Origin of the sequence: Mycobacterium paraense, from assembly GCF_002101815.1 — a bacterium.
GTDB lineage: Bacteria > Actinomycetota > Actinomycetes > Mycobacteriales > Mycobacteriaceae > Mycobacterium > Mycobacterium paraense.
In genome coordinates, this window is the sequence record NZ_LQPM01000006.1 from 88,780 (window position 1) to 100,899 (window position 12,120).

12 protein-coding genes are annotated in these 12,120 nt (G+C 66.7%); 5 read left to right on the forward strand and 7 right to left on the reverse strand.

What is annotated here, in order from left to right; translation table 11 throughout:
• Nucleotides 1-109 precede the first annotated feature (109 nt).
• A complete protein-coding gene (locus AWB89_RS03855) occupies nt 110-1,282 on the forward strand; it encodes a phosphatidylserine decarboxylase (RefSeq protein ID WP_085171698.1) in 1,173 nt (390 codons plus the stop codon).
• A gap of 12 nt (nt 1,283-1,294) precedes the next feature.
• On the forward strand, nt 1,295-1,789 hold the full coding sequence (locus AWB89_RS03860) for a DUF421 domain-containing protein (RefSeq protein ID WP_085171700.1): 495 nt from the start codon (nt 1,295-1,297) through the stop codon (nt 1,787-1,789).
• Here AWB89_RS03860 and AWB89_RS03865 read toward each other — a convergent pair.
• Together AWB89_RS03865 and AWB89_RS03870 are read right to left on the reverse strand one after the other, a co-directional pair.
• A complete protein-coding gene (locus tag AWB89_RS03865; protein ID WP_085094210.1) occupies nt 1,781-2,986 on the reverse strand; it encodes an amidohydrolase family protein in 1,206 nt (401 codons plus the stop codon). The genes AWB89_RS03860 and AWB89_RS03865 overlap by 9 nt on opposite strands.
• Nucleotides 2,987-3,066: 80 nt before the next feature.
• Nucleotides 3,067-4,092, reverse strand: a complete 1,026-nt coding sequence (locus AWB89_RS03870) for a hotdog fold thioesterase (RefSeq protein WP_085171702.1) — start codon at nt 4,090-4,092, stop codon at nt 3,067-3,069.
• A gap of 115 nt (nt 4,093-4,207) precedes the next feature.
• Here AWB89_RS03870 and AWB89_RS03875 point away from each other — a divergent pair, with 115 nt between their 5' ends.
• The 3 genes from AWB89_RS03875 to AWB89_RS03890 all read left to right on the forward strand — a co-directional run bounded on the left by AWB89_RS03875 (nt 4,208) and on the right by AWB89_RS03890 (nt 6,020).
• The gene (locus AWB89_RS03875; protein WP_085094214.1) at nt 4,208-4,525 is read left to right on the forward strand and encodes a hypothetical protein; all 318 of its coding nucleotides are present in this window, start codon (nt 4,208-4,210) and stop codon (nt 4,523-4,525) included.
• A gap of 100 nt (nt 4,526-4,625) precedes the next feature.
• Nucleotides 4,626-5,162, forward strand: coding sequence for a hypothetical protein (locus AWB89_RS03880; RefSeq protein ID WP_241519265.1), 537 nt, complete (start codon nt 4,626-4,628; stop codon nt 5,160-5,162).
• Between the two features lie 360 nt (nt 5,163-5,522).
• A complete protein-coding gene (locus tag AWB89_RS03890; protein ID WP_142282438.1) occupies nt 5,523-6,020 on the forward strand; it encodes a barstar family protein in 498 nt (165 codons plus the stop codon).
• Nucleotides 6,021-6,366: 346 nt separating this feature from the next.
• Here the strand turns inward: AWB89_RS03890 and AWB89_RS03895 are convergent, their stop codons facing one another.
• The 5 genes from AWB89_RS03895 to AWB89_RS03915 are packed head-to-tail and all read right to left on the reverse strand — an operon-like array spanning nt 6,367 to nt 12,101.
• Nucleotides 6,367-7,866: a class I adenylate-forming enzyme family protein gene (locus tag AWB89_RS03895; RefSeq protein ID WP_085171706.1), complete on the reverse strand. Its 1,500-nt coding sequence runs from the start codon at nt 7,864-7,866 to the stop codon at nt 6,367-6,369.
• The gene (locus tag AWB89_RS03900) at nt 7,863-8,798 is read right to left on the reverse strand and encodes an acyl-CoA dehydrogenase family protein (RefSeq protein WP_085171708.1); all 936 of its coding nucleotides are present in this window, start codon (nt 8,796-8,798) and stop codon (nt 7,863-7,865) included. The genes AWB89_RS03895 and AWB89_RS03900 overlap by 4 nt, the downstream gene beginning before the upstream one ends.
• Nucleotides 8,795-9,952: an acyl-CoA dehydrogenase family protein gene (locus tag AWB89_RS03905; RefSeq protein WP_174627805.1), complete on the reverse strand. Its 1,158-nt coding sequence runs from the start codon at nt 9,950-9,952 to the stop codon at nt 8,795-8,797. The genes AWB89_RS03900 and AWB89_RS03905 overlap by 4 nt, the downstream gene beginning before the upstream one ends.
• The gene (locus tag AWB89_RS03910) at nt 9,949-11,046 is read right to left on the reverse strand and encodes an acyl-CoA dehydrogenase family protein (protein ID WP_085171710.1); all 1,098 of its coding nucleotides are present in this window, start codon (nt 11,044-11,046) and stop codon (nt 9,949-9,951) included. The genes AWB89_RS03905 and AWB89_RS03910 overlap by 4 nt, the downstream gene beginning before the upstream one ends.
• On the reverse strand, nt 11,043-12,101 hold the full coding sequence (locus tag AWB89_RS03915) for an acyl-CoA dehydrogenase family protein (protein ID WP_085171712.1): 1,059 nt from the start codon (nt 12,099-12,101) through the stop codon (nt 11,043-11,045). Before AWB89_RS03915 ends, AWB89_RS03910 begins: the two co-directional genes overlap by 4 nt.
• Nucleotides 12,102-12,120 lie beyond the last annotated feature (19 nt).

Genomic DNA, 12,120 nt, shown 5'->3' on the forward strand with positions numbered 1-12,120 from the left:
GATACCCAGATTAGCAACGCCTGTTAGGTACCCATTGCATCAGTTTGCTAACAGTCGTCCCCGGTACGACTCGCGGTTACGCCGGTTTCCGGCGGGTATCTCTGCTCGCATGAGCGATCCGGACGCCGTCATTCGAGAGCTGCGCGAGCTGCTGACCAAGGAATCCGGGCTCGCCGATCTCATCGAGCGGTCACTGGCCAAGGCCCGTGAGTCGGCGGAAGCGGAGTTGAAGCCGGAGCTGTTCGAGGCGCTGGAGTGGCCGCTCGACATCGACGAGTACGAGGCCTATCTCAAGCGCTTCGTCAGGTGGGTGCCCCGCCAGTCCGACGCGCCGGCGTGGCAGGAACAGGGGCAGGCCAAAGAGCTCAACGACCGGACGGCGCACTTCTTCTTCATGGTCGATCAGGAAATCGACGGCGAAAGACCCCAGGGCTCAGCGGCATTGCGAGCATGGATGACCGAATTCACCCGGCAGTGGGGGAGTTTCCTCGACACCTCCGAATCGTTCAGCCCCGAGATCTTGCAGTCGTTCATCGACGACGCGCCGGAGTACCGCATCCACGAGTCACTGGTACACGGAGTCCCGAACATGCCCAGCGGCTGGCTGACGTTCAACCAGTTCATCGGGCGCGAACTCAACGGCGGACTGCGGCCGATAGCCGAGCCCACCAGTAACCTCGTCGTCACCTCGCCCGCCGACTGCTTCTACCAGCAGACCTACGGCATCGACGCCGACTCCAACATCCCGGCAACCACCATCAAGAACACGCACAAGTACGGCAACGTCAAGCAGCTCATCGAGGGCAGCGCCTACCGCGAGAGCTTCGCGGGCGGAACGTTCGTGCACTACATGCTGCCGCCGTCGGCCTACCACCGCTATCACCTGCCGGTGTCGGGACACGTCAAGGAATCGTTCCTGATCAGCGGCAAGGTCTTCATGCGCGTCGGCCTGCAAGATCACGAATTCCAGTCGAGCGACAGCGCCACCACCGGTTACGAATTCACCCAGAACCGGGGAGTCGTCACGCTCGACACCGCCGCGTCCGATGGCGGGGACGTCGGCGTCGTGGCCGTCATCCCGGTGGGGATGGCGCACGTGTCGTCGGTGATGCTGACTGCGGTCGAGGGACGGCACATGGCCAAGGGAGAAGAGTTCGGCTACTTCCAGTTTGGCGGTTCCGACATCATCGTCCTGTTTCAGGAAGGTGTCGATCCGCAGATCGATACCAGCGACGACTTCCGGTTCGTCGGTACGCCCATGGCGCGCTGCAGTCGCCGCTGACCGGGTGGCGACATGAGGGATCTACTGCCGCAGTTCGTCGACGGGTGGCGACCGGCGGCCTACGCCGCGCTCAAGGCGTTCGCGCTATTCTTCACCGCCGCAACGGCTTTCCGGCTCATGTTGCGGCGCACCATCGGCGAGTTCACCCCGTTCGACTGGGTCACCGCCGTCGCGGTGGGCGCTATCGTCGGGCGCACGGCCACCGCCGCGGACACGTCGTGGTTGACCGGGGCGGCCGCCCTCGTCGCCTTGATCGCCGCGCACGACCTGGTCGCGCGGTTGCGGTTCGTCCCGTGGGTGCGCCGACTAGTGGACCCGCCGGTGCGGGTGCTGATCCGCGACGGCGAACTCGACGAGGCGAACCTGAAGCGTTGCCGGCTCACGCATTCGGACCTGGACGCGATCCTGCGCCAGCACGGTCATCGAACACCCGCGGACGTTCGGCTCGCGGTGTTCGAGACCAAGGGCGTCGTCTCCGTCTTCGACGAAACCGACCGCTCAGGCTGAGACGGGCTTCTTCGCGGGCTCGGAAACCTTCATCAGCTTCATCAGGTTGCCGCCCATGATCTTGGCGACGTCCTCCTCGCTGAAGTCGGTCAGCTCGTCGACGAAGGTGATGGGGTCCTTCAGGCCCTCCGGGTGCGGCCAGTCCGAGCCGAACAGCACCCGGTCGGTGCCCACCATCTTGACGATCTCGGTGAACCGGTCCTCCCAGAACGGGGTGATGTAGACGCAGCGCTTGAACGCCTCGATCGGGTCCTCGCTGAACGACTGGGGCATCTTCTTGTAGACGCCCTTGAGGCCCTTGAACAGGTCGGGCACCCAGTCGGCGCCGTTTTCGATGGACAAGATCCGCAACTCGGGGTTGCGGGACAAGGCGCCGTGGCACACCAGCGCACCCATCGCGTCCAGGATCGGGCGGTGGCCCATCGCGAAGCTGCGGAACGCGGTCGGCTTGAACGGCAGGAACTCGTCGCCGGGCTCCCACACGTTCGCGAATTCGGAGTAACCGCTGTCCGAGGCGTGCATCGAGACCGGGAGCTCGGCCTTGATGCAGGCCTGCCAGAACGGGTCGAACTCCTCGAGGCCGAACGACCGGCTGCCCTTGAAGCCGGGCACCGGCGCGGGCCGGACCAGCACCGTGCGGGCGCCGCGCTCCAGGACCCACTCCAGTTCTTCGAGGGCCCGCTCGACGATGGGCAGGGTGATCACCGGGGTGGCGAAGATGCGGTCCTTGTAGTTGAACGACCACTGCTCATACATCCATTCGTTGAGCGCGTGGATGACGTCGTGGGTCATCTCCGGGTCGTCCTTCATGCGCTCTTCGACCAGGCTGGCCAGGGTCGGGAACATCAGGGCGTAGTCGATGCCGAGCTCGTCCATGACCTCCAGCCGCGCGCCCGGTTCGCGGAAGGCCGGGATGGCCTTCATCGGCTCACCGAGGATCTCGCGGTAGCTCTTGCCTTGCGCGCCGTGGCGGAAATAGTCCTCCTGGGCGCCGGGCCGTGCGACCACCTCGAACGTCGGGTTGGGGATGTACTCGCTGATGTGGCCGCGCACCACGATCTTGGTGCGGCCGCGCACCTGCACGTAGTCGATGACGTTCTTGCGCTTCTCCGGCAGGAACTTGGTCAGCGCCTCCTGCGGTTCGTACATGTGGTTGTCGGCGTCGAACACGGGGAAGGAAAGTTCGCGAGACGGCATGGCGATCTCCTTGGGAGAAGTCTTGGGTTCTCAGTAGGTGGTAATGACGTTACCACTTTTGCGCGACGGGGTGTAGCCGCCTAATCGTCGACCGGCAGGCCGGCCGTCGGCGTCGGTCCGTTGATGATCGCGAAGTTGACCGTCGCGGTGGCGGCGAGCTCGTCGCCGTCGCCGTAGATGTCGACCTGCATGACCATCGCCCGGCGACCCGATCGCAGCATCCGCGGGACCGCGCGGGCGGCGCCCTGCTTGATCGGCCGCAGGTATCTGACGAAGAGGTCGGCGGTCGTCATGGTGGTGCCGGGCTGCAGGTATTCCAGCCCGAATTGTCCGCCCGCCACGTCGACGAGCGTGGCGATCAGCCCGCCCTGCAGCGCGCCGGACGTGTTGGTGACGTGCGGGCTGACGGGCATGGTCATCGCGAATTCGCCATTGTGGATGCCAGGTCGCATGCCGATTTGGGCGAACAGCTCGCCCAGTGACGGCGTTGGCGACTCGTCGGTGTCGCGGATGCCGAGCGCACGGCTGCAGAAGTCGTACAGGTGGCCGACGTCGATCGGTGTGCTGATCAATTCCGTCCCGAGCCAGTGCAATCGCTGCGCGCCCATGATCGTCTGCATGACGATCGCGGCCGCGGCCCCGATATCGAGCCCCGGGTTGAAGACGCCCTCGGTGATGCCCTGTCCGACGATGTCGCGGATCAGTTGGTGCAAGGGGGAGAGCACGCGGGCGTAGTCGCGGGGGCGGGTCTCGGCGAGGTGCTGGTTGTAGAGGGTGAGCGCCCTGTTCAGGCTGTCCTGCGTGCTCGATTCCGGTTGTTGGCTGACGCGGTCGATCACCAGCTTCAGCGCGGCGGTGCTGTCGAGCCCGTTGGTTTCGTCCCGCCAGGTTTGCACCGATTGCGCGATGGTCCTGTCGAACAGCGCCAGCAGCAGCTCGTCCTTGCTGCCGAAATGCTGGTAGAAGGCCCGCAGCGAGGTTTTCGAGCGCGCGACGACCTCCTGCACGGTGAAGTCGGTGCGGCCCGTTTCGCCCAGGATCGCGACGGCCGTCTTGATGAAGCGGTCGCCGCGCGTCACTTCGGCTTCCTCGATCGGTTCAGCCATGAGAATGAGGTTACCGCGTGTGGCGCGATATGCGTGCAGCTGGAACGCCGTGGCCGCGGCGCGAAAACATTCGTTTGCGTCGGGTCGCGGCGGTCGGCGGCTACCGTCGCAAGCCGTGAACACTAGTGCTGGTCCGATCGAGGTGTGGCTGCGCCAGGAGGACGACGAGGTCATTTGCACTGTCGTCGACCCCGACGAAAGCACCTACGAGCTGGACGTGGATGCGCTGTCGATGCGCGGCGCGCAGCGCGAGATGACCGGCTACTTCATCGACCAGAACTACGAGCCGGTGGACCAGTGGCGCGTCGAGGTTGACGGCGCCAACGGCCCCGTGGAGACGGTGCGCACGTTCAGGCCGACGGGGTTTCAAGGCCAGGGCTATGACGACGATGCAGTCGACGCGCTCGACGCCGCTGACGAGCTGCTGTCCTAACGCCGACTCCGGTCCGGAAGCCCGTTGCAATGGCTTTTCGTGAAGTGCTGCGCTCGTGGCTGCGGGATAAGCAATGAATATGTCCCCAACCTCTAAAGTAGTGAACTTCGAAGTCTATCTGCTGATGACGATGAAGATAAGAATGGGCAGTGAAAAAGAAGCTAAGCTGTTGCAGGCTAAACTAGGCGAGTACGGGCTTTCCCTCCCTGATGCGGAACGTATATATGAGACGGTGGCAAAAGCTCTCGACGGGGAAGCATCGCGGTTTGAGAACATGAAGAAGTTGCTTGGGATTACAGATACGGCCTGTGCAACGGTGGGATACACCAGCATATTGTGGCCCGACTTTGACTTCAAGGCCACCGCTGATAAAGATGGCCGGCTCGAGTCGGCCCGGTACTGGCACGCTAGAGGGCATTTCCCCAACGTCGACTCGCCGGCCGAGTTGCCAACGTGGAGCACCGATGTGACCGAATTCGCTGCGCATTTCGGTCCCATGACGAACGGCGACCGACGTCCGCTATTCGACAAGGTTCTGCCCGCACATGAGGGGTACGAATTCCTATGGAACGGAGAGCGTTATGGCGCGGAATTCAGCTGGGGGTTGTTCCTCTATTCGGCAGAATTCTGGGAGTAAGCGAGCCAACCGCAATGGTTGGAAGAAGCCGTGAACGGTATTCTTGCGGCCACGGCATCCGAATACCGTGCCTTGATCGGAGACGCGCCGTAACCCCACAGCTGTTGGATGAACTTTGCCACGCCCAACGGCCGACTAATGACCAGAGCGATGCGGTCGTGGACGCGCTATCAGATGCGCTGAGTGCCAACTACGGACCTGGACACATTCCGAACGAGTATGGCCTGACGGTCGAACGGGCGATAGGTGTCTACTTGGACGCGTGGCCGATATGCCGGTAAACGCTGAGGCCGCATACGCGCGGTACACCACTGTCGTAACGGCACATTCCATTGGTTTTGTCGGCGGAGGCGCACGACCGTGAACTTGGACGAATTCGTCTCAGGTGCTGCAGGGCATGATGCGTGCGTGGGGATACACGCGTCGAAACCGTCGCCGCTGGTGCCTCCGCCCCGCGTGGAACTTCGTACGGTCGACGCGGCGCACATGCGAACGCTCAATACTCTCTACGACGTCTTCGCCGAGGCGTGGCACTTCCCGCCTTGGTTCGGGCGCAATATGAACGCATTTAATGATTTTATGCGCGACTTGGATAACATGATCAACACCGCCGAAGGTAAACCAGCCGCACCCGGCTACTTGACCGACGTAGCGGATGCGCACTTGCTTCTCATTGATGAACCGAAAGCTTTTTCTTGGTTCGCCAACGCCATGCCCTTCTATAGGGATTACTACCGAGACGAACTCAGCCCACCAGCGGCCTTCGGCTTGTTGCTCTCCGCTCCGATCAGTGAACTCGACGCAGTCCGCGAGCGGTGGCAAACCGCCGGGGTCCCCGTCGTGACCGTCAATGTCTGAGAACTGGTAGTGAGGAACCGCGCTATGGACGTCGACAACGATTCCCGCGATCGCGTTGCGTACCTCCGGCAGCTGGCAATTGCTTCGCTCGACGATTACAGCGGTGGATTCGCCGCATTCGAACGGTGGATCGCGACCTGAAGTCCTTAATCCGATCTCTCGAAGAAGTCGCGGATCCGTCTTGGACCGAGTCGTTGCTCCGACCGTGGGGTCAGCTCGAGATCGCCTATGCATCAGCGCTTGCTGAAGGCCGTTGCCATTTGACTCAGGACGAAGAGATACGCGTGCAGGAGATCGTCGCTGCCCTCCGAGCCGACCTCGAGGGCCATGACCCGCCGCCGGGTCGTTAGCCGCCCCGGGCTTCGATCATCGCCGAGCGATTGACCTTCGTGGCAGCGGTGCGCGGAATCGCGTCGACGAACTCGACGGTCTTGGGCGCCTTGTAATGCGCGAGCCGGCCCTTGGCGTACTCGATCACCTGTTCTTCACTGAGCGACGCGCCGTCCGCCAGCTGCACCACGGCGTGCACCCGGCGGCCCCACTGCGCGTCGGCGAGGCCGATGACCACGACGTCGGCAATGCCGGGATGGCCCGCCAGCGCCGACTCCACCTCCGCCGGAAAGACATTGGCCCCGCCGGTGACGATCATGTCGACGCGGCGGTCGACGATGTAGAGGTAGCCGTCCTCGTCGAGGTAGCCGATGTCGCCGGCGGAACGGAAGCCGTCGTCGGTCGTCGGCAGCGGCGCCGCCCCGCCCAGGTAGCGCGATCCCGCGGCCATCGGCGAGCGCAGGTAGATCTCGCCGTGTTCGCCCGGCCCTAGGGGTGTCCGCCCGGCGTCCAGGATCCGGATCTCGGTGTCCCGGAAGCCACGGCCGACGCTGCCCGGATGGGCCAGCCACTCGTCGCCGCGCAGCGCGGTCAGCCCCAGGTTCTCGGTCATGCCGTACGCGGACACGATCTGTTCGGGGCTCAGCAGCTCGAACCAGGTATGCATGAGCGACGGCGGCATCACCGCGGCGCCCTGCAGGATGAAGACCACGCTGGACAGGTCGCGCTGGCGGACGTCGGGCCGCGCCGCGATGCGCGCCAGCATCGTGGGTGTGGCCGTGAAGTTGGTGATCCGGAAGCGTTCGATCACATCCAAAACCAGTGCCGCGTCGAATTTTTCCAGCACGACCAGATGGTCGCCGGCCAGCAGGAAGAAGAAAGTGGCGAAGCCGTTGGTGTGGTACATCGGCGCGGGCACCATGATGGTCTGCGGCTGGGCGACCGGTGTCCAGTTCGACAGGAACGGCTCGCCGTGCTGAGGGGTCCACAACGACGGCGCCAGGCTGAGGATCACCTTGGGCACGCCGGTCGACCCGCTGCTGCAGATTCCGTTGGCGTGCGGCGAAACGACCGGGGGCAGCGGACTCGCGGATTCGGCGGCCGCGCGCGCGTCCAGCTCCCACCGGGTTCTTTCGTCGACAGCGACGGCGGGGTCGATCACGTCGCGCACCCGGTCGCGCTCCCATTCTGGCAGATCCCAATGCATCGGAACGGGAACCGCGCCGATCTTCCAGCACCCCAGCGCGGCGAGCATCAGATGCACGGAGTTCGGAATAGCCAGGGCCACAAGGAAACCCAGACCGGCGCCATCGGCCGCCAGTGCACGCCCCCACTGGTTGGCGCGGGCGTCGAGTTCACCGAAGGTCAGCGATTCCGCGGTGCCGTCGAGCGCGACGACCGTCACCGCCGGAGCGTCGGGCCGTTCCTTCGCGAGCTGTTCGAGCTTGGTTCCGAACGGGATGCCGTCTTCAAGGGGGTTGGGGGCCAACCCGGATTCAACGGGCTCGGTGCTCACGCGGGTACCGGCCCGCTGAACAGCGTCTCCAGGTTGCCGTCGCGGGCGTCCGGCACCAGCCGCAGGGCCAGCGCCTCGGCGCCCAGCGGCAACCGGATCAGCGGCTGGGTGTGCCGGTCGAGAACGCTGACGTCGGACTCGTCGCAAAAACCCAGGGCGCCGAGCAGCTGGTGCGAGGTGCGCAGCACCTGTCGCGCGGTGTCGGCCGCCTTGAACCGGAGAACGAGCGCATCGGCCGAATGCACCTGCACCGGTAGGGATTCGGGCCGGCAGATGGTGAACTTCGCGAGCTCGCACAGGCCGCGCACCGCGACGGCGGCATCCGCGACCGCGAACCTGACGGCCTGGAAGTCCGCCAGCGGCTTGCCGAACTGAACCCGGGCACGCACGTGTTCGGTGACGATGTGCAGCGACTGCTGCAGGGCTCCCAGAATCCGCCATGATCCCAGCACGAGATGAAGGTTAACGTCGCCGGCCGGAACCCTTCCGTCGGGTGCGCTCACTGTGGCCGGCACCAGAAACGGCCCCAGCTTGGCGTTGGTGCGCGTCGCCGCCCGCGGCTGGTAGCGGTTGCCGTCCAGGTCGGCGGCAACCCAGCCGCCCGGCAGGTCGCCGTGGTCGATACGCGGCGCCTCCGGGTTGACCAGGGCCAGTCGCGCACCGTCGATCGCAAGCAGCTCCTCGACGACCGGATAGGGCAGCGCGGTCGCGCCGGCGGCCTGGCACAGCACCGCGGCGGCCAGCAGGTCGTCGTCGGCCGACCGCACGTCGAGCTCGAACGCGCCGACGTCACTCAGGGCCGCGCGCGCCGCGTCCCGGACGCCGTCGTCGGCCTCGGCGCGCAGCGCCGCCGGCGGACCACCCAACCGGGTGAGCCGCTTTGTGGCGACGGCGGCGAAATCGCTGATATCCTGCGGCAGTTCGGTTTTCACCTATGTTCTCCCAGAACGTCGCGTGCCACCAGCATTCGCTGCACCTCGATGGTGCCCGACGCCACGGTGGCGGCCTGTGCGTAGCGCCAGTGGTCCTCGATGGCCCCGTGCAGGGGCGCCGACGTGCCGCTGTCGAGCGCCGTGGGGCCCAGCACGTCGAAGAGCAGCTCGGCCACCTGCTGATCGCAGGTGGTGGTGGCGATGCGGGCCGCACTGGCCGCCGCCCCCGCCGACGGGTCGTCCTGGAGCGAGATGGCCCGGTAGGCGAGCAGCCTGGCCACCCGGAGGTCGGCCAGCGCGCGGACCCAGCGGGCTCGGATGGGCTCGGGCAACGCGTCCCAGTCCTCACCGAGTTGCCTGCACAACCGGTCCAGCAGCGACTCGCAGCGCGCGTAGCGCGCGATGCCGACCCGCTCGAAGGCCAGCGCCTCGCGCATCACCCGCCACCCGTCGCCGACCTCGCCGAGGACGTCGCCGGGGAACGCCTGCACGTCGTCGAGGAACATCTCGTTGAGGTGATGCGGCCCCAGCATCGACCCGATGGGCCGCACGGTGAAGCCCGGCCGGTCCATCGGGATCAGAAACAGGGTGAGCCGCTTCGGCTTTGGCGCCTCCGGATCGGTGCACGCGGCCAGCACGCACCAGGAGGCCATCAGCGCGTACGACGTCCACACCTTCTGGCCGGTGATGCGCCAGCCGTCGCCGTCTTTGACCGCGCGGGTGCGCAGCGAGGCGAGGTCGGTTCCGGCCTCCGGCTCGGAAAAGCCCTGGCACCAGATCACGTCCCCGGAGGCGATGGCCGCCAGGTGCTTGGCCTTCTGCTCGGCCGTGCCGTAGCGCATCAGCGCGGGGCCGACCCAGTTGATCCCCATGTACTGCGGCCCGCGGGGCTCGTGCTGCGCCCACATCTCCTCGCGCAACACGGTCTGCTGCCAGACCGAACCGCCGCCGCCCCCATGCTCTTTCGGCCACGCCAGCGCCAGCAGGCCCTCGGAGGCCAGCAGCTTGCAGAACGTCTCGGTGGTCGCCAGGTCCTGCGGGTTTTCCGTACAGGCGCCGAGGAAGTCCTCGGGGATGTGGTGGGACACCAACTCGCGCAGGTGGTTTCGCAGTTGTGCGGCGTCTTCGCCGAGGTCATAGTCCATTCTCGTCATCCCTTCGGCAGCCCGAGCAGCCGCTCGGCGATGATGTTGCGCTGCACTTCCGACGTCCCGCCGTAGATTGTTGCGGCGAGCGCGTCCTGGCGTTCGAACAGCAGATCCGGATCGCTGACACCGTCCTGACCCCTGGCGACGGCGGCCAGTTCCCAAACACGTTGCAAGGTCACCGATCCGAGCAGCTTGAGAATGTCGGCCTCCGGGCTCGCCCGTCCCGCCAGCTCGTTGCCCAGCGCGCGGTATCCGGTGGCCCGCAGCGCCTCGGCGTCGGCGAGGAGCGACCCGAGCTCGGCGCAGATGTCGTCGGTCGGCCGGGCCTCGCGCACCGCGTCCAGCCCGCGCTTGATTTCGACCCAGTTCATGATCCAGATCATCTGGCGCTCGTGGTGCAGCGACGACAGCGCGACGTTCCAGCCGCCGTGCAGCGGCCCGAGCAGGTTTTCCGCCGGCAGCTCGACGTCGTCGAGGAAGACCTCGCAGAACGTCTCGTCGGAGATCGAGGCCATCCGGATGGGCTCGACCCTGACCCCGGGCGACTGCAGGTCGAGGATCAGGCAGGAAATGCCGCGATGCTTCGGCGCCTCCGGATCGGTGCGCGCATACAGCGTGCACCACCGGGACAGGTGGGCCTGCGTGGTCCATATCTTGTGACCGTTGACGCGGAAGACGTCACCATCGCGCTCGGCCCGCGTGCGCAGGCCGGCGAAATCGGATCCCGCCTCCGGTTCGGACATGCCCAGCGCCCACCATTCGTCGCCGCGCAGCAGCGGAACCAGCAGCCGGTCGATTTGAGCGGGTGTGCCGAACTGACGGATGCCGGGAGCCGCAACGCCGGGACCCTGGATGTTGGGCAGCTTCGGAGCGGATCGCAGGGCGCCCTCGATCCGGACCTCCATCGCGTCGCGCAGGCCCAGCGACCGGCCGCCGTGCTCACGGGGCCAGGTCGGCTGGAGCCATCCGGCCTCGAACGCGGCCCGCTGATAGTCCCGCCGCAACGTCAGGTCCCAGCGGTACTCGCGGTACCGCTCGTAGTAATCCTTCGGCAGGAATTCCGTCAGCCACGCGCGGTATTCCTCGACGACCGCGCTCATCCCGCGCCCCCCGCGAACCGGCGGCCCACCTCGTGGTAGAGCGCGCGACTGTCGCCGAGCAGCGCGGCGCCCTGCCAGGCGTGCCGAACGTAGAGGTGGATGTCGTGCTCCCAGGTCTGACCGAGGGCACCGTGCACCTGTACCGCGGTGCGCGCGCACGCGACGGCCGCGTCGCCGGCCGCCGCCTTCGCGAGCGCCGCGGCGGTCCAGGCGTCGCCCCCGTCCGGATCGGCCAGCCGGGCCGCGGCTGCGTAGGTGAGGCTGCGGGCGCGTTCCACCGCGACGTGATTGTCGGCCAGCGCGTGTTTGATCCCCTGGAAAGCGCCGATTGGCGCGCCGAACTGGCGGCGCGCCTTGGCGTGCTCGACCGCGCGGTGCAGCGCGCCGCTCGCCACGCCGACCAGGTCGGCGGCCACGGCCACCAGCGGCGCCGCCAGCGCCGCTTCGAGCTCCACCGCCGCGGTGGCCAACGGCTCGGCGTCGATCTCGACGTCGGCCACCGGCTGTGCGGGGTCGGTCGACTCGACCGGTACCACCGTCACGCCGTCGCCGCAGCGCACCACCGCGGCCATGACACCGTTGTCGGCGTGCGCCAGCGTCACGACCAGTTCGGCGCGGGTCAGGTTGGGAACCGACGCGGCCCGTCCGCGCACGCGTCCGCCGCGCAAGGTCGTCGGTGCGCCCGGCAGCCGTGACCCTTTGGAGTGGACGGCCAGGGTGGCGACGACACCGCCGGCGATGTCGGTGAGCACCGCGTCCAGGCCGCTGGAGCGCAAGGTCCCGGCGGCCAGGCCGACGCTGCTGAGCAACGGGATCGGCGCGAGGGCGGCGCCGCACTCCTCGAGCACCACCGCCGTCTCGACGGGCCCGTAGTCGCCCCCGTCGGACGTCGCGAGTTCGGTCCAGCCCAGATCGACGACCGTCTTCCACGGGGCCCGCCAGCGTTCGGGGTCCGTCAGCGCCTGGCGGGCGGCATCGGGCGGACACTCGGCGCGCAGGATGCCGCGCACGGTGTCGCGCAGCGACAGCTGCTCCGAAGTCAGACCGACATCCATAAGACCCCTAACATAATAA